Source organism: Aphanizomenon flos-aquae FACHB-1287, assembly GCF_014698755.1.
GTDB lineage: Bacteria > Cyanobacteriota > Cyanobacteriia > Cyanobacteriales > Nostocaceae > Dolichospermum > Dolichospermum flosaquae.
In genome coordinates this window covers 1-18,423 of sequence record NZ_JACJTO010000007.1, presented here as the reverse complement: position 1 = coordinate 18,423, position 18,423 = coordinate 1, and the positions used below count along the sequence as shown (strand labels likewise).

The 18,423-nt window shown below is 36.8% G+C and carries 14 protein-coding genes; 10 read left to right on the top strand and 4 right to left on the bottom strand.

Annotated features, from left to right (window positions below; genetic code table 11):
* Positions 1-577: 577 nt before the first annotated feature.
* From btpA to H6G44_RS20610, 7 genes are all read left to right on the top strand, one after another.
* Complete coding sequence (btpA, locus tag H6G44_RS05040) at positions 578-1,390, top strand: photosystem I biogenesis protein BtpA (RefSeq protein WP_190386317.1); 813 nt, start codon at positions 578-580, stop codon at positions 1,388-1,390.
* A gap of 107 nt (positions 1,391-1,497) precedes the next feature.
* Entirely contained in the window at positions 1,498-2,487 is a 990-nt protein-coding gene (locus H6G44_RS05035) for a vitamin K epoxide reductase family protein (protein WP_190386318.1), read from the top strand.
* Positions 2,488-2,824: 337 nt separating this feature from the next.
* Positions 2,825-3,898 carry an RNA polymerase sigma factor gene (locus H6G44_RS05030; protein ID WP_190386319.1) on the top strand — a complete coding sequence of 358 codons (1,074 nt, stop codon included), beginning with the start codon at positions 2,825-2,827 and terminating at the stop codon, positions 3,896-3,898.
* A gap of 155 nt (positions 3,899-4,053) precedes the next feature.
* Positions 4,054-4,575, top strand: a complete 522-nt coding sequence (locus H6G44_RS05025) for a hypothetical protein (protein WP_190386320.1) — start codon at positions 4,054-4,056, stop codon at positions 4,573-4,575.
* 218 nt (positions 4,576-4,793) lie between these two features.
* Positions 4,794-5,276, top strand: coding sequence for a hypothetical protein (locus H6G44_RS05015; RefSeq protein WP_190386321.1), 483 nt, complete (start codon positions 4,794-4,796; stop codon positions 5,274-5,276).
* 204 nt (positions 5,277-5,480) lie between these two features.
* Positions 5,481-6,260, top strand: a complete 780-nt coding sequence (locus H6G44_RS05010; protein ID WP_311138912.1) for a hypothetical protein — start codon at positions 5,481-5,483, stop codon at positions 6,258-6,260.
* A 79-nt stretch (positions 6,261-6,339) separates the two neighbouring features.
* Positions 6,340-9,114 carry a carboxypeptidase-like regulatory domain-containing protein gene (locus tag H6G44_RS20610; RefSeq protein WP_190386323.1) on the top strand — a complete coding sequence of 925 codons (2,775 nt, stop codon included), beginning with the start codon at positions 6,340-6,342 and terminating at the stop codon, positions 9,112-9,114.
* A gap of 50 nt (positions 9,115-9,164) precedes the next feature.
* On the opposite strand, the gene nadB is transcribed toward H6G44_RS20610, so the two are convergent.
* From nadB to H6G44_RS04990, 3 genes are all read right to left on the bottom strand, one after another.
* Positions 9,165-10,856 (bottom strand): L-aspartate oxidase, encoded by a 1,692-nt coding sequence (nadB, locus tag H6G44_RS05000; RefSeq protein ID WP_190386324.1) that lies wholly within the window; start codon positions 10,854-10,856, stop codon positions 9,165-9,167.
* Between the two features lie 143 nt (positions 10,857-10,999).
* On the bottom strand, positions 11,000-11,428 hold the full coding sequence (psbU, locus tag H6G44_RS04995; protein ID WP_190386325.1) for a photosystem II complex extrinsic protein PsbU: 429 nt from the start codon (positions 11,426-11,428) through the stop codon (positions 11,000-11,002).
* A gap of 298 nt (positions 11,429-11,726) precedes the next feature.
* Positions 11,727-12,407, bottom strand: coding sequence for a DUF3120 domain-containing protein (locus H6G44_RS04990; protein ID WP_375379346.1), 681 nt, complete (start codon positions 12,405-12,407; stop codon positions 11,727-11,729).
* 806 nt (positions 12,408-13,213) lie between these two features.
* Here H6G44_RS04990 and H6G44_RS04985 point away from each other — a divergent pair.
* Together H6G44_RS04985 and H6G44_RS04980 are read left to right on the top strand one after the other, a co-directional pair.
* Positions 13,214-14,032: an undecaprenyl-diphosphate phosphatase gene (locus tag H6G44_RS04985; RefSeq protein ID WP_375379347.1), complete on the top strand. Its 819-nt coding sequence runs from the start codon at positions 13,214-13,216 to the stop codon at positions 14,030-14,032.
* A gap of 382 nt (positions 14,033-14,414) precedes the next feature.
* Complete coding sequence (locus H6G44_RS04980; RefSeq protein WP_190386328.1) at positions 14,415-15,743, top strand: TIGR03279 family radical SAM protein; 1,329 nt, start codon at positions 14,415-14,417, stop codon at positions 15,741-15,743.
* A 171-nt stretch (positions 15,744-15,914) separates the two neighbouring features.
* Here the strand turns inward: H6G44_RS04980 and H6G44_RS04975 are convergent, their stop codons facing one another.
* The gene (locus tag H6G44_RS04975) at positions 15,915-16,748 is read right to left on the bottom strand and encodes a Uma2 family endonuclease (RefSeq protein WP_190386329.1); all 834 of its coding nucleotides are present in this window, start codon (positions 16,746-16,748) and stop codon (positions 15,915-15,917) included.
* Between the two features lie 192 nt (positions 16,749-16,940).
* Here H6G44_RS04975 and H6G44_RS04970 point away from each other — a divergent pair, with 192 nt between their 5' ends.
* A complete protein-coding gene (locus H6G44_RS04970) occupies positions 16,941-18,323 on the top strand; it encodes a hypothetical protein (RefSeq protein WP_190386330.1) in 1,383 nt (460 codons plus the stop codon).
* Positions 18,324-18,423 lie beyond the last annotated feature (100 nt).

Sequence of the window (18,423 nt, the reverse complement as noted above, 5' to 3'; positions counted from 1 at the left end):
AAATCGCATTGGCGACTACGCCTATCAAGCAGTAATGCTACTCCGACATTCATAAATAAATGGCGGGAAGCTGCCTTGCATCTTGTGAGTGGCAAACTCCTCTTGTCATCAGGTTTGATCTTAACATATCTTATGGAAGGTTTACAGCTAATTTCCATCTTCAGGAGGAGGTAGCAAGCTGATGAAAAAAAACCCGCCTCTAATCTAAACTCCCAGATCACTTGTGGTCAAGGGTTATGGAGTTTAAAGTGTGAGATATATTGGAGAATATATTTCTGGAATATATTTCTTTCTTCTGGATCTAACATCTCTAGTTTACATCTAATTCAAACTGTTGATGGTTCTTAATCTAGTTGAGGCTGGTTATGGGTAATGGTGAAATTACAATCTCTTTCCTATAGACTGTTCCCTAACTAGCGACTTAAACATTAGTATAAAAAGGCAGAAGGCTGTAATGTCCAGAGAATCTACATTTTTTGTGGTTCTCACTGTCTAGTTATTCGTGCCATTTGAGGCCCCCTTGTCTGGAAAGTGGGGATAGGCAAGCAATCCAGACTGTGCCAAGTAAATTAAAGACGTGGATCTACATCAGTTATTTAAAACCCGAACTCCAATTATTGGCGTGTTGCATCTGCTACCGCTTCCTACTTCAGCCCGTTGGGGGGGTAGTCTGAAAGCGGTGATTGACCGCGCCGAACAAGAAGCCACAGCCCTTGCCAGTGGAGGGGTAGATGGGATCATCGTTGAGAATTTTTTCGATGCCCCATTTACTAAAAATCAAGTTGACCCCGCAGTTGTAAGTGCCATGACGATGGTTGTTCAACGGGTCCAGAATTTAGTTACTGTGCCTGTGGGGTTAAATGTGTTACGTAATGATGGCAGAAGTGCGATCGCTATTGCTAGTTGTGTTAAGGCGCAATTTATCCGAATTAATGTTCTTACAGGTGTAATGGCAACTGACCAAGGATTAATTGAAGGGGAAGCCCATCAATTATTGCGGTATCGTCGGGAATTAGGATCTGATGTGAAAATTTTTGCTGATGTTTTGGTAAAACACGCCCGTCCGTTGAGTGATCCTAATCTGACGGTTGCAGTAAAAGATACTATTGAAAGAGGTTTGGCTGATGCGGTAATTTTATCTGGGTGGGCTACGGGTAATCCCCCTGACCAAGAAGATTTAGAACTAGCTAGTGCTGCGGCTGCTGGTACTCCTGTTTTTATTGGTAGTGGTGCAAGTTGGCAGAATATTGGCACTCTCCTACAAGCCGCAAACGGGGTGATTGTTTCTAGTTCTCTCAAACGTCATGGTCAAATTCAGCAACCCATAGACCCTATTCGCGTCAGTCAATTTGTAGAAGCAGCCCGCAGACCTCTATTGTCTGAACTATGATGCTTTTGATTTTCGTGATTTAGATGATGCGAAAGTTCCTTAACTAATCACCAATCACCAATTACCAATTACCAATCACCAATCACCAATCACCAATCACCAATATTATGATTCGTCGTCGTTCTACTCCTGGGATTCATAAATGGTCACGTCCGGCGATAGTAGCGATCGCTGGATTTGGTATCCTGAATACAGGTTATCTCACTTTTGAGAAGCTGACCGGTAGCACTCCGGTTTGTACCACACCAGAAAATGTGAAAGGATGTGTAGATGTCCTTTCTAGTCCTTGGGCTACGGTTTTAGGTCAACCATTACCCTTGTTCGGTTTATTGGCATACATTAGTATGTTCATATTCGCTTTAGCTCCTTTGGCTTTGAATTCTAGGGGAAATCACAAAAATCAGAAACAACTAGAAAATGTGACTTGGTGGTTGCTGTTTATAGGAGCGATCGCTATGTCTGTTTTTAGTGGATACCTAATGTATGTACTAGCATTTCAACTCAAAGCTATTTGTCTTTACTGTATTGCTTCTGCTTTATTTGCATTAACCATGTTAGTGTTAACTGTCATGGGTAGAGATTGGGAAGATATCGGACAAATGTTATTTACAGCTTTGATTGTAGCAATGGTGACGCTAATTGGCACTTTAGGGGTTTATTCTCAAGTCAATTTATCAAGTAATATTACGGAATCAACTGATGGTAAACCTACAGCAATTACCTTTACGCCCAAAGAACAACCAAATCCCGAATTTGGCTGGGAAATTACCACTAAATCTAGTGTAGCAGAAATAGCCCTAGCTGAACATCTTGTCAAATCTGGTGCTAAGGAATATGTAGCCTATTGGTGTCCTCACTGTCACGAACAAAAGCTACTTTTCGGGAAAGAAGCTTATCAAATCATTAATGATAATTCTAAGGTAGAGTGCGCCGACGATAGTCCTAATGGTAAACCAGAATTATGTAAAGCCGCAAAAATTGAAAGTTTCCCAACTTGGGTTATTAATGGTAAAAGCTATAGCGGAGTTCAAAACCTAGAAGAACTAGGAAAAATCACAGGTTATACAGGTCCGAAAAACTTTAAATACTTCCGCTAGAGATTAAAACTACATCCAAAAAATCATTAATTAAGTGTAGGGGTTTAGCAATGGGCTTTACCCCTACTGCATATTTAAGGCTTGCTGAAAAAATAGTTCAAAGTTTTTTGCTGTCGCTTCTTGTTGTTTCTCTTTTCTATACATTTTAGTGTTTTTCACTGTCAGGGTTTTTATGTAAATTATTCACAAAACCTCCTGTATGTCAACCCGTACCCTATTTGTATAAAGTTCAGGATAATAAGTATCATTTTAGATTTTTATTACGGTTACGTAAAGAATCAGCACTAAACTATAATCTCAATATGTTTCTTGTACAGCTAATGTAGATTAACTAGATATGCATTCCTGCAACTTTCCCTTGTTGTCTATTAATAATAAAAATATACACTCAACCTTTTGGCAATTATGGGATGAGCATAAAGACTATCTATATCATTGTTGCATCAAATGGATGAGCAATATCAACGATGCAGAAGATGTTCTTAGTCAAGCAATGCTCAAAGCTTGGAATAAAATCAGTAATTGTACGGTCGAAATTAAAGATTTTAAGACTTACGTAACGAAATTAACTTATAATCTCTGTGTTGACACTTATAGAGAACTTCATTCCCTTATGGAATATGGTAATAGTTGGGAAGTTATTTGTGATGAATATGAAGAAATATTCGTGAACAAAAAAGAAGAAAACCCAGTTCTTGTTGCTACGCAACAAGAACTGGAAAATTTTTTTGAGGTTGTTATAGATGAGTTACCTTCCCGACCGCGAGAAACGTTTATTCTGTACTGGAAAGAAGAATTTTCGTACCAAGAAATTGGAGAAAAATTGAATGTTTCCTATGATAATGTCCGCAAGCGGATTTCCCAAGCACGGGCAATTTTAAAACAGCGATATCATCAAGATTTTATTCGGGAAGAAGATAGATATTCTTCTGATTTAGATGAGTGTGAATCTCAGGCTTTTTCCCAATCTCCAAAAAGGAGAAGGAAATCTCAGAATACGAATCAAACAGAAATTTCTACTGGTGAGATTTTAGCATTATCTGATGAGTTACAAACAGAGACAATGGTAAATCATAAAGAACCAGAACAAGCAGTTACTACTTCACAATTTATGGTAGTAGATCTTCAATCTGATTGGGAGATTGAAGAGGTTAGAAAAACACCTGATATCAATGAGGAGTATCTCCCAAAAGATATACTTAAAAAATTTGGGCTTTTATGCAATCAGAAACTATCTTTACAGGATTTTTTAGTGTTTTTAGCAATAGTCAACAATAAATTATTTAATTTTGTGGGGTGTTTAAATTTTAAGGTCAGACAAGATACCCAAACTACAAGATTTAAGGGCATATTCGTGTCTTTGTTGAATTTACAAACTTTATGGCAGGTGTGGGCTGATAGTGGAGGTTAATTTCTGGTAATGTTTTACAAAGATAGTTTTGTATGTATTTTTGTAAAGCCCTCTCATGTACCACAAAATTATTCAGAAAAGATATCTATTTTGGGATTTACTTACGCAAAATTTCCAAATCAAATTTCCCAGCCTTCTCCCTTAAGGATAATTTAATGATGATTCATCGTTTAACTGCGGTGAGCATTTTCGCTGTGCTGAACGCTTTAGCATTCCCGTCCAAATCTGAAGCCCAAGCAACTCAGGATGTTAACTTTAACGGCAATATTACCGCAACTATTACTATTAAAATTGGGTCACCTGCTAATCCTACCCCATCCATAGGTTTTAGCGCTAATGAAGCCCAGTTAATAGGTACAGCAGATGTGAGTATATCCTGTACTACTACTGCTTTCTTTTTCAGCGTGTCTGTTCCGCAACGGATAGCTGCACCTTCAGGCTTCGATGATCCTTTTCGGAAAGCTCGTATTCGTTCAGGAAACAGAATGACAACCGCTGAGGTCGGTAGTTCTACAGGTTTTCCTGGCTGGGGCGACTCGTTCCCTGAGCCTTTGAGTATTAGCGGTTGTATAAGTGAACCTTTAGTAGTGGAAATGATTGCTGGTAGCGCCAATGCTCAAAGTAATCCTGTTGGAAGCTACATCTATAAAGTAACCCTGACAGCTACTCCTCAGTAAGTATATAATGTTTGGATTATAACCATTTACTGAATTTTCGTTAAATAATTCACAATTTGGCTGCTAAAACCGTCTAACTATTAAGTAACTGAAATATGATTGCGTATTTTGCTTATGCCACCTTCACCTACTTAATGAAGGGATAAAAAACCTAGTTTTGGTATTGAACATGAAAAATCTTTGTCGTCTTGCTCTAATTACTGGTATTGCCGCTCTCAGTGCAGTGGCTTTCAACCCCAAAGCCCAAGCAGAAATTAAGGACATTAACTTCTCAGGTACTATCGCAAGGATTTGTACCTTTGGTGCAAATTACAGATGGTGTCTTAGCTGCTGGCGACGGCTGGGTTGAAGGTACAACTGGTATACCATCACTTAATACAGGTACTGCAGGTTCAATAACTCTTACTTGCAATGGTTATGCTACGGTAAGTGCAGGACTTCCCGTTAGGCTGTCAGCACCTATTGGATTTATTGATCCTCATCGGCAATCTGTTATTTACGATACGGAAACTCAGCAGCACGCAAGCAATTACACTGGCACTCGGTTTTGGACTAACTACTATGCTACTAATATGACTATTCCTGCTGATACATCTCGTACTTTCAAGGTCGGTATGAGTGCTGGATCACAAGGTAGTGCTGGTAATGTTGTGGCTGGAACCTATAGCTATAAGGTTACTGTTACCGCTACTCCTAACTAGAACAGAGTCCATAAAAAGCCTAATTCCTGAATAAAAGTAGGTTTTTCAAGGACTCGCTTTAGTTATCTTGTTTTTTCCAAGGATTGGATACCTGGTTTTAAGGTCCAATCCTTACTCCATGATACTGCAGATAATTCTAGTTGGTAAAAATTAAGTATGAAAAGTTCTTGTAAGAAACTAATTTTATACCCTTTGAGTAGTATTGTGTTTTCTACCTTTTTATTATTGGAAAATACTGCTAAAGCTGATATTACTATTTCTCCACTGGTAATTGAAACCGCAGCTAAACAGGGACAAGCGCAAGGAAACATTACAGTGACAAATGGAGACACTAAAAGCTTCCGTGCCCGTGTTTATACTGAACCTTTTACTTATGATTTAGAAACTGGATTTAAACTTTTAGATTCCAGTCCTTTCGATTTAACTCCCTATTTGCAATTTTCTCCACGAGAACTGGAAGTTCCTGGTACAGATAATCGTCGTATCCGGTTTGTTGCGCGCTTTCCTCCCAGTTTACCCGATGGTGAATATCGGACGATGTTATTCACAGAAAATTTAGAAGCGACCTTTCAAGAAGAACAAAATTCGAGTAAAGGGGCTATTTTCAGAACAGCAATTGTTCCCAGAATAGGAGTAGCTGTTTATGTTCGCAAGGGCAATATTTCCCACAATTTAACTGCGGTTAATGCTAGATTTGATTCTAAATCGCAGCAACTTCAATTATTAGTTAAAAATAGCGGAAAAGCTAGTGTAATTACTCAGGGAGAATGGACGATTAAAAAGGAAAATAAACAAATTTATAATGGTAGAGGTATAGATACAACGGTCATTGCGGAAGGGGAACGTTATCTCACTGTTGATTATTCTAATGCTGCTAAAAAAATTCAATTAGAACCGGGAGAATATCAACTTTCTGGTAATTTAGGATGGGGTGTAAACCAGACCAATAAAATTCCGTTTAGTGTCAAATTTATTGTTCCCTAAAAATTTATTTATCAAGACGATTTTCATCGGCAAATATACGATAAAAACCGTCTTTTTTTTAATTTGACGTAGTTTAACAGTGTTTTTAAAGATTAATAATTATCTAAAAATACTTTGCTTTTTTAATTTAGTTAGTTGTAGTTTTATTGGCAAAAATAATTTAATTTTAGCAGCAGAATTACCTGGTCAAATTTCTTTAAATGAAAAGCAAATATTCATAAAAACTCCCCTGAAAAATATTTCCCAACCAAAATATTTTGGAGATGAAAAATTACCAATATTTTTGACTCAAGTAACTTCAATACCGCCAAAAAATGATCATGTAACAACATTTATTATTGGCTTAAATGCTGGTAAACGCAATATTAGAGATGGGGTTTTAGTGCGGGGTGAAGTTAAGGACAAAGACGCGATTAATTTTGAAAATTGGTTAATTCCTTATGATGATGTTTTGCAAACATTAAAGTTTACTTCTAAAAGTATATCAGATCATGAGGTTGAGTTGCGATCGCCTTTTAAAGTTATTCATTTTGATACTAATAAACTGCATAATGATCCAGAATTAGGATTAGTCCTTTCCACGAAGGAAATTAAAGATATTTTCGGTATTGAATCTAAATTTGATTGGCGGGAATATGCTATTGTTTTTGATATTCCTGAAATCAAGTCTGACAACAGTAATAATATTGAAAAAAAGCCTGTTATCTTAACAGGATTACCAAAAATTTCTCCTCCCAATATCACATTGAGTATGGTGGAACAAAAGACTAATTTAACTGGTACAACCACTTCAGATTTAAAGAATCAGGGTACTTTATCAGCGGTGGGAACAATCCTTGATAGTAGTTGGTTTCTGCGGCTAAATCAAAGTGATATTACAGATAGTAAAACTTGGCAATTATCTGATCTACAAATTCTTAAACAAACAGATTCTAGTGATTATTATTTAGGTTCACAACCAACTTTTTGGCAAAGTTCAAGTGGAGGAGATTTTTGGGGATTTACTACTATTAAACGTTATGGTTTTTCTCCCTTTGCTAACTATGGTAGTGGTAGTGCAAACATTATTCAAAGATTACAACCAGATCGTATTTATGGAACTGTAACAGGTCGCGCTCCCCCAGGAACTTTAGCACGTCTTGTTAAAGGTTTATATAATCCTACTCCGATAGCTGAACAGTTAGTTGATAGTTCAGGAACTTACCGTTTTGATAATGTTCCTGTGGGTAGACAAATAGGCACAAATTATCAAGTTTTATTATATGTCGATGGAGTTTTAACTGCTAAACCACGAGTTGAAGATGCCCGGTTTAATTTATTACCTGAACAACTGTCACAGGGAACATCAGCTTTAATTGTTTCTGGGGGGTGGAAACGACATTTAAATAATAATGATTTTTGGGGAGACTTTACCCAATTTAGTGGAGGAATCAAGCAAAGATGGGGATTAACAAAGGATTTAACTGTAGGTTTAGGGGGTATATATGATTCATCTTTTCAAGGTTTAACAGAGCTTTTTTATCAGCCGCAAAGGTCTCCTTTTAAAGCAAATATTTCTGGTTTGATGGGAGATAAGATTAAGATTAATACTAATCTCAGTTGGGAAAAATCTCTTTTAAAAGTTACTGTTTCTAGTGTAATAGCAGATGATATCAAGCTAAATACTAATGTAATTTGGGATGGTAATCCTAATTTTTATGCGACATTAAGTAATGATTTAAAATCTACTCGCTATACTTTAGATTTCCAAATCTTAAAGCACCTCAAATTTAATAGTAATGGTGATTTAGACAAAGATAAAAATTTCGGTTTAGGCTATTTTTCTAGTAGTCTTAATTCTTCTACTTCTGCCCTGGTGAATATTAATACAAATGCTCAATTAAATTGGAGTTTAAATCAAACTTTAGGCAATTTATCCCTTAATCATAGTGGTAATCAGTCCAGCACTTCTTCCCAACTATCTTATGTATTTAATCCTTCTCAGTCCTTAATTTTTAAATATGAAACCCTCAATTCTTCTCAAAATGCTAACTTACTAAGTGCATATTGGCATTATACTTCTCCCATGCAAACTAAATACGGTGAAAATCTTTGGCAAGGTGAATTAGGTTATAGAATAGGGTCTTTAGGAACAGGACTTTATGGAACGCTGGGAACAACTATTTTACCAGGTATTTTGTTACAGGCACGTTATGAAGGAGTTTCTCTAAATTCTGATCAAAGTAGTTTGAGTATTCAACTGGTTTCTAGTTTGGGTTTTCAAGGGGGGATAACTCCGAGTGATAGACAAATCGAACGTTTTCGCACTCAAGGAGGTTTATTAATTAAACCTTTCTTAGATCGTAATAGTAATGGAAAACGAGATCATAATGAAGAAATATATCATGATAATTCTGATTTTCTCATGATCAATAATGAGCCTGTAATATCTTCGCAACTTGATATTCACAAAGATAATTTAATTATCCGTCTTCCCCCCGGAATTTATCGTATAGACTTAGATACTGCTGGTTTTCCTCCTGACTTCCAACCCGCAATTAGTACCTTTGCTGTGCAAGTGGTTGAGGGAAGTTATACACCTATTCTTATTCCCTTGCAACCGGCTTACACTCTAGCAGGAACTTTGACAGACTCCAAAGGAAACCCTATTGCTGGTGCTAAAGTTGAAGCTATTGATAATAGTTCCAAATCATCAGTTATATCTATTACGAATAATGCAGGTGTTTTCTATTTAGAACAGTTGCGACAAGGAACTTATCAGTTAAAAGTTAATACCAAATCTGTCGAACCTAATACAATTACAATTAAAGCAGACGCTAATACTTTGCAAGAGTTAAATTTAAAATTACCTTAGCGTACTTTTTAATAGCGGGCAAGATACCCGCACCACAAGAGTTTCATTATTCACAATGCGGAAAATGCTGTATTACCTATCCACCATTCCTGATTTTTTACCAGAGTATGCACTTGCCAATTAGGATCAGTTTGGGGATAATCTAAACGGTAATGTCCACCCCGGCTTTCCGTTCTAAACACAGCACTTTTAAGAATTAATTCGGCAATATCTAATAAATTACGAGTTTCTGCCCAAAGCCTCAATTCTTTTTCAATTTTCGGCTGTTCAAAACTAACTGATTGTGTCGGTTTTAAACTTAATAATAATTGACTTAAAGGTAAAGCAGCAAAGTCTTCTTGCCAAGATGAAATTTGCAAAATGGCAGTTTCTAAACTTGATTTTTCTCGACAAATACCCGCGGTTTTCCAAACTATCCGGGGTAAATTTTGGCGAATTTCTGCTAATTGTCTTTGTTGATTTTCCCACTCAATCACAGACGGGTTAAATGCAAAATTTCCAGTTTCAATAATTCCCGTAGATTCCTGTTTTTGAATTATCAATTTTTGATCATCAACATTAGCCATTTGCGCCCCAAAGACAATACATTCTAAAAGAGAATTACTGGCTAAACGATTTGCACCATGTACCCCCGTACTAGCAGTTTCCCCAACAGCATATAAACCAGGAATATTTGTCGAATTAGTCACATCTGTAAGGATACCACCCATCCAGTAGTGAGCAGCGGGAGAAACGGGAATGGGTTGATTAAAGACATCAATACCCCAATGTTGACAAACATTAATGATATTGGGGAAACGGTGACGAATTTTCTCAGGGGGAATAGGACGCATATCTAACCAGACATTCGCTGTAGCCGGGTCAGCAGCCGTTTTTTGTAAATGACTAAAAATTGCTCGACTAACCACATCACGCGGTGCTAATTCCCCGGCTGGGTGGTAATCAAAAGCAAAACGTCGCCCGGTATCATCCACCAAATGCGCCCCTTCACCACGAACAGCTTCACTAATGAGAAAACGTCCTGGTTTACTCAAGGCTGTAGGATGAAACTGGACAAATTCTAAATCCCGAAGAATAGCCCCGGACCGCCAAGCAATGGCCACACCATCGCCTGTACTTACCTCTGGGTTAGTAGTTTGGGCAAATACTTGACCACCGCCACCAGTAGCTAAAATTACTGCTTCGGCTCTAATCCAGGTAATTTTACCTTGATAAAATAGGCTAATTCCCAGACATTGACCGGTTTTTGGTTCTATCCAAAGACTCAAAGCCAAAGCTTGCTGAATGACTTGAATATTTTGACGACGCAAAACCTGATTTTTCAGAGTAGTTGTGACTTCCCTACCAGTAGTATCAGCCGCATGGAGAACACGAGGACGAGAATGGGCTGCTTCTAAGGTTAAGGCTAAGTTACTGTCATGACGATCAAAAGCGACACCTAAATTAACCAAAGATTCAATACAACGAGGAGCTTGTTCAGCCAAGAATTTCACAGCAGCTAGATCACATAAACCCGCCCCAGCTTTTAATGTGTCTTCAATATGCAGTTTTGGCGAATCTTCTGGAGCGACAGCTGCGGCTATACCACCTTGAGCCCAATCACTAGCGGATAGAGAAACTGTTTCTTTAGTAATTAAGCCGACTTGTAAGCAGGGGGGTAAACACAGGGCTGTATATAGTCCTGCTGCACCAGCACCGACTACTAAAACATCAAATTGGTTAGGAATATCTATATCAGACAAGATGGGGTAATAGGTAATGGGTAATGGGTAATAGGTAATGGGTAATAGGTAATGGGTAATGGGTAATAGAGAAATTTATTTATTAGACTTTTTGCCTATTGCCCCTACCAATCACCAATCACCAATTACCAAACCAACTAGGGTTATCTATAGATACCGTTGTTAATGCGGTCGTCACCCTCGTTGAATTCAGACGCTTTTTCTGTAACCGTGAAGTTATCCAAATTAGCTTGCAAAAGTGCTTTTTGTTTATCGCTCAATTTTGCCAAATTTAATACATCCTCCACTTTTTTGTAGGGAGCATTTTTGATAATTTTCTTAGCCAAGGTGGGATAGAGTCCTGGATACTTTTGGAAAGCAGCAATGTTGGTATTGTTCAAATCAATTTTTTTACCAAAATCTGTTCCTAGTTTCTGATCTGCTTTGTTTTGGCGGGCAAATGCTAAAACAGGGACTTGATTTCCTACAAAGCTATTGAAACTCAAGGCTTGGGCTGTCTGAGTAGTTCCCAGTATTCCCCAGCAGCCTAGCAACAATGTAAACACAGTAAATAAACGCACCAATCCTTTCACGATTTTTACCTCTTTTTTTCAAGGAATAATACAATGTTGCAGCTAAAAGCTATTAACAGTAGGGCATAAACCGGAAGTTTAGGTCTGTTAAAGCAGTTTCTTTTCTAACTTGATCCTAGTTTCTTCATGGTTTAGCTAGATTGTTGATAGCTTGCACAACAGTCATCAAAAACTAATATACAGCGGATCAATATCCATAATATTTACCACTATTTGGTTTGATTTGACTTTTGCCAAAAGTCTCACCTCCTAGCACCTTCGCGCCCATTTTTCCGTTTTACCTCAGTTAATGGGAATTTTACGCCAGAGCCGCTGCCAATAAGAAAAGACTGTCTACTAGAATTGTACTCAAAACCGCGCCCCCAAAGGCGTACCAATGGGATTGCTTATTTAGTAAAGATCCTGTTCCTACTGTCATCAGTATAATGGCAAGAATCACTGCCCAGCCCTCTCCCCAGGGTGTTTCAACTTTTTCTAAGGCATTTTGTAAGATTTGTGAAGCACCAGCCGGATCTATTCTCATAATTTGTCGCCAATAGGGCATCAAATCTACTATATAAAAATAAATATCGGTTAAAACTGTCCCCAATAAAGAACCTAAATAGAACCAATTACCGATTTTACCCCAATTTTTCGTTAAACACCACACAGCAAAGGGTAATCCTAGTGATTCTATGGGTATATGCCAGATTGGTTCATATCTTAACCAACCCCAATAAATTGCTCCCGTTAACCAAGTCCAACTAAATCCAAAAAGTAGATCTCCCCATAAATAAGTTCGTGAACTTGACATTAATCTCATACTGAGCCATACCCAAAACCCTGTCATTAATACGCTAAGGATAGGGAATAATCGCACTAATGGAGCTTCCATGAACACTGGTATTGACACTAAAAATACTGATGCTGCAAATACTAACCAATTTTGTCGGGAAGATATGAAGTTTGCTAAAGAGGGATTTTTAAGGTCGTCATTGATATCTGGCGTGGGGTTAGTAGCTGTATAGGAAAAGAATGTATGATTAATCAACGTTTTTAATATTTGTTACTAAACTTTACTTATCTCACAATATCATAATTGAAAATCCCCCCAGGGGGTATCTTGATTATACATAAAAATTGTTTATCGGCCTATGCACTTGAATCTTGCTAAGGTTTCAGAAATATGATGATCACAAGATTGATTAGATAATTCGCGTATTTTGTTACAGGGATATAAGTTATTTATATAGAATTTTGGGAAAAAAGGGTTTTCTCAATAAAGGGGGGTTTATTCTCATGATTATTGAGAATTTCGTCAATAATTTTACGAGTTTTGGTAATTTCAGCCGGGGGGCTTGACAGTGTTTTGAATTTCGGGTATGATGATGTTATGGGTGGAAAATAGTGCGCCCATATATATAGAGTTTTTATTTATTCAAGATCATAATTTTCCACACAAATCTCCGAAGTGGGGGAATAAGAAAATAATATTGTGCTACTAACGAATAATATAATAATGTTATATCGTTTCTGTGTGTAATGAAGTACACACAAGTTAACTGTTCCCTAAAACTAAAAAACTTTGTACCTCACGAGCATGGGAAGTGCTATAAAATTGTAGAATTTTCCCTAAACAGACTGACCATAACCAGGTAAAGTCGGATAACTTGCTATAATTATTCATTCATCTGAGGAGTCTGGTTAATGACAACAATCTTAGAAACAAGTAGCATGAATATAATATTATCACAAATAACAGCACCTAGTACAGGAGTTAGTATTCAAGTTGATTTAGTTCCAGGAATGATACAGGCATTTATTTTAGGAATTGTCCAAGGAATTACAGAGTTTTTACCAATTAGTAGTACAGCACATTTACTAATTTTTACCAAGGTATTTGATTGGAAAGAACTTGGTTCTAAAGATTTTGTTGACGCTATTCAATTTGGGAGTGTAATTGCCATTTTATGTTATTTTTGGTCTGTGATTTCTAGTTTAGTGAAAGGTGCAATTAAAGCTTTTAAAAATAAAGATTGGGAAAGTGAAGATTGGAAAATTGTTGTGGGAATTGCTGCGGGGACAATTCCCGCTTTAACTATTGGGTTTGTATTAAAAGATGTAATTCCTGAAAGTGCCTTAATTATTGCGATAATGTCCTTAATTATGGCAATTTTGCTAGGTTTAGCTGAAAAATTGGGGAATCGAAAACGAGGTTTTAATGCTTTGGAAATTCGAGATGGTATTTTGGTAGGATTAGGACAAACTCTAGCTTTAGTTCCAGGAGTTTCCCGTTCTGGTTCAACTTTAACTACTGGCTTATTTTTAGGGTTAAAAAGAGAAGCAGCAGCGAAATTTTCATTTTTATTAGGATTTCCAACTTTGACTATTGCGACTTTGTACAAAAGTTTGAAGATATTCAAAATGTTCCAAGCTCATGAGTTACCAGATAATATTGTAATTTTGTTAATTGTTGGTATTGTTTCTACCTTTATTTTCTCTTATTTATCAATTGCTTTTTTAATCAAATACTTACAAACTAAAAATACTTTAGTTTTTGTTTGGTATAGATTGGCTTTTGGTATTTCTATATTATTAGCAATTAAGGCGGGTTGGCAAGGATAAATCTGTTAGAATATTTACGGTAGTTGGGAATTGGGTATTATAGCACTTCCCGGTGTTATGAGGTACATATCTAGCGGACAAGATGCCCGTACCACAAGAGTTTAATGATTCAATTTTGTACCTTATTATAGTGGAAAATGCTGTATAGACTTAGTGAAAAAATATATCGCTAAATCGCAAATCTAAGGGACAACAAATAACTGACAACTGACCATTGACAACTGACACAAGAGTTTAATGATTCAATTTTGTACCTTATTATAGTGGAAAACGCTATATAGACTTAGTGAAAAAATATATCGCTAAATCGCAAATCTAAGGGACAACAAACAACTGACCACTGACCACTGACCATTGACCATTGACCATTGACCACTGACTTATGACTACCATTCAACCTGCTAAAATTACCAAGGTGCTTGCTGACTCAATTGCTGAAGAAATTGGCTTTGAGGTTGGTGATGCTATTATTTCTATTAACGGCATAAAACCCCGTGATTTAATTGATTATCAGTTTTTGTGTGCTGACGAAATTCTAGAATTAGAAGTTTTAGATACCACCGGAAAAACTCATCATCTAGAAATTGAAAAAGATGATGATGATGATTTAGGACTGGAATTTGCTACAGCTTTATTTGATGGTTTAATTCAGTGTAATAACCGTTGTCCTTTTTGCTTTATTGATCAACAACCACCAGGAAAACGGACTAGTTTATATTTAAAAGATGATGATTACCGATTAAGCTTTTTATATGGTTCTTATCTGACTTTAACGAATTTAACCGCTAAAGAATGGCAAAGAATTGAGCAAATGCGGTTATCACCTCTGTATGTTTCCGTGCATTCCACAGAACCAGACGTGAGAATTAGACTTTTAAAAAATCATCGTGCTGGTGAAATATTATCACAAATTCGCTGGTTTCAAGAACGAAGATTACAAATTCATGCTCAAGTTGTCGTTTGTCCCGGTATAAATGATGGTAAATTTTTGGAGAAGACATTACAGGATTTAACATCTTTTTATACTGGAGAATTACCAACAGTGGCTTCCGTAGCAGTTGTTCCAGTCGGTTTAACGCGGTTTCGTCCCCAAAAAGATGAGTTGAGTCCGGTAACAAAAGAAAAAGCACAAGAGGTAATTTGTCAAGTTAAATTACTTTGTGAAAAGTTTCGCAAAAAATTTGGTTCTAGTGTGGTATGGTTAGCTGATGAATGGTTTTTAATTGCGGGGGAAGAATTACCCACCGAAGCTGAATACGAAGAATACCCCCAAATTGATAATGGGGTCGGTTCAATTCGCTTATTTATTAAACAATTTACGGAAACTGCAAAAGCATTATTACCACCGAAAATTATACATCAGCGTAGATTAACTTGGGTGGTCGGTAATGCAGTGGAAACTGCTTTTAAACCTCTGGTACAGCAATTAAATACTGTGGAGGGTTTAGAGGTAAATATGCAGTCTTTATGTAGCGATTATTGGGGACAAAATATCAGTGTGACAGGGTTATTAACAGGACATGATTTACTCTTAAATCTCAAAGGACAAGATTTAGGAGAGGGAATTTTATTACCTATGGTTATGCTTAAGCACGGGGAACTAGTATTTTTAGATGATATGACGGTTGAAGAAGTAGCTCAACAATTAAATGTCAATATTTTCCCCGTAGCAGGAGTAGAGGAATTAATTAATACTTGTATTCGTGGGTAATAAATTGAGAATTTTCAATTAATTAGACACCTTGTGAAAATTAAATATGTGGTTTCTACAAACTTCACTCTACCTCCAGATGTCTATTTCATATCACCTTTTCAAGAAATAACCGCTTTCACTATTTCAAGAACCTATCTATTATGGGGACGTAAATTGCCCCCATAGTTTTCACGGAAGATGTATATTAGGATCAATCCCCTGAGATTGCAAATAAGCTATTAGTCGTTCTTTTTCCTGACGTTCTTGTTCTGCGCGTTGGTATTCTTTTTCTGACCGTTGACGTTCTTGTTCTGCGCGTTGACGTTCTTGTTCTGCCCGTTGACGTTCTTGTTCTGCCCGTTGACGTTCCTGTTCAATCAATTCTACAGCCCAAGATAACAAATTACCTTTTTTATCCCACCATCGCAACCAGTACCCGTTACGGCCTTCCTTTGCACCTCTCCATGTTCCTAAAAATAGTCCCATTGTATCAACCCAATGACGACCATTTTCGTCTGGTTGCTGTAATTCATAACGTCCATTTTCCAGTTGATAATATTCTAATAATCCCCCCTCTGGCTCAAAAATTATATACGTAGTGATTTGTAAAATTTGTTCATAAAAAAACCATTTCCCAGGTGGATAGGTACGTTTAACTGAATATTCCCCACCGTCTTTATCTGATAAAAACTCTATCACTACTGCCGGTATATCCCCTTCTAAATTGGGGGTATAACTTTTCCTATCAGGTAATATCTCTTTAACTGAAGGTATGTATACCCAATCTGGTGCTTTAGCGATAAATTGCCCATTTAATGTGGAACATAGCCCAAAATTAGCAGCAATTAACATCTGTGGTTGCAGAAATCCACTAATTTCTAAACTTTCACGTAAAGCCCCCGCTAAAAGTGGTTGTCCTGTATTTTCCACTGGTTCGTCCTCTAACTGAAAATCATCGGGTAAGGCTTCCCAGGAGATGACCAGTCCAGTCTGTGATTTAATTTCACTGAGTAGGGTTGCCATAAGTGCCACCTTTTGTTGATTTATTCTGATTTTATCAGATGATCTGAATGTTGAAAAACTATCCTATCTCAATAATTAAATGTCAGTATTTTCCCCCTAGCAGGAGTGCAGGAATTAATTAATACTTATTTTCAATAGGATTGATGATGTACAAAAATCTTTCCCACCCTCTAAATAATTAACAGCAGACTAATGAATAGAAAGACAGTGGGATTCGTTATTTTAAATGTTAACCTGTTTCTGTTTAATGTCCTGGGAGTATTGCCGGTAAAAGCAGTAAAAAATGATTTTCCTGTATTTAGTGTGGTCAATAGCGAGAATAATCCTGAACAATGGCAAGAAATTAGTAGTCGTTTACAAAAGTTAAATGTTAACTATTGTATTGTTCCTCTGAGTCAAGTTAAAGATCCCAATGATTGGGGTAAACCACGGGTGTTATTTTTGCCAAATGTAGAGCTATTGACAACGGAACAGGCGATCGCTTTAGATCAATGGGTGAGTCAAGGTGGATATTTAATAGCTAGTGGTCCAGTGGGTAATTTATCTACCCCAGGAGTCCGGCAATTATTACGAAAACTCTTGGGAGGTTATTGGGGATTTAGCTTTAATACTATGGAAAATTTACAACCCACAAATAAAACTATTCCCGATTGGATAAATCAAAAAGAACTGTTTGGTTCTGTTATCGGTGGTGTGATTATTCCTAATAATTCTACTACCCAAAGTCCTGTAGTTTGGAACTCTAAGGAGCGTCCACCTGCAATATTAACAACTGAAAAATCTACTTTATTCGGTTGGCATTGGGGAAAAAATCAAGTAGCATCTGTAGAATTAGATATTGCTTGGTTAAAAGCAGCTTTAAATCGTCATTTAAAATTAACAAATAATAGTAAAAATCAAGTTTCTTATCCCGCTAAAAATTGTCAGTCAATAATCATTACTGAACCAAAAAACCCAAAACCACAAACTCTTAAAAAACCAACTGTTACCTCCCAATCTCCACCAGCCAAAAACCCTAATAAGAAAACAAATATTACTTCCCAATTGCAAGCAAAGTCAAAAAATTCAGAATTATTAGGTTCTGCAAAAATCATCAATGAAAATTTAATTGATCCAATTAATCAACTAGAGCAAAATGTCCGGTTAGATGTTGTCCCTAATTCTAATCAACCAATTAATAAAAAAGAAGAAATTTCCCTGCAAAAAGAATTAGAAAATCTCATTGGTAGATTAGAAAGTACCCATGTAGCAGCATTAGCTTATAATTCTTCTCAAAACATCAATAATAGTACCACTAATTCCCAAGTACAACAAGTAGCAGCAATAGAAAACGCTAGAGAAACAATCAAAAATATCCCCTTATTAATTCAACAAAAAAACTATGCATTAGCGCGACAGCAATGGTTAGAAACTAAGGCAAATTTATGGCAACAATTTCCAACTAATCAACGATTAGCACAACCAGAAATTCGGGCAATTTGGTTAGACAGAGGTACGATTGTAAAAGCAGGTAATGAAGCCGAATTAGCCAAAGTCTTTGATAGACTAGCACAAGCCGGAATTACAGCAGTTTGATATCAAGTCCAGTACAAGAATAGCTATCTAAATAGGGTCAAAAAACAATCCACAATGATTAAACCAATTGAGAGCATTTTCATCAGTAATAGCATTAACC

Coding starts and splice junctions, on each gene's coding strand:
- H6G44_RS04985 (WP_375379347.1), top strand. CDS start 13,214: ATGATACAGGCATTTATTTTAGGAATTGTCCAAGGAATTACAGAGTTT.
- H6G44_RS05035 (WP_190386318.1), top strand. CDS start 1,498: ATGATTCGTCGTCGTTCTACTCCTGGGATTCATAAATGGTCACGTCCG.
- H6G44_RS05030 (WP_190386319.1), top strand. CDS start 2,825: ATGCATTCCTGCAACTTTCCCTTGTTGTCTATTAATAATAAAAATATA.
- H6G44_RS04975 (WP_190386329.1), bottom strand. CDS start 16,748: ATGGCAACCCTACTCAGTGAAATTAAATCACAGACTGGACTGGTCATC.
- H6G44_RS04970 (WP_190386330.1), top strand. CDS start 16,941: ATGAATAGAAAGACAGTGGGATTCGTTATTTTAAATGTTAACCTGTTT.
- H6G44_RS05025 (WP_190386320.1), top strand. CDS start 4,054: ATGATGATTCATCGTTTAACTGCGGTGAGCATTTTCGCTGTGCTGAAC.
- H6G44_RS04980 (WP_190386328.1), top strand. CDS start 14,415: ATGACTACCATTCAACCTGCTAAAATTACCAAGGTGCTTGCTGACTCA.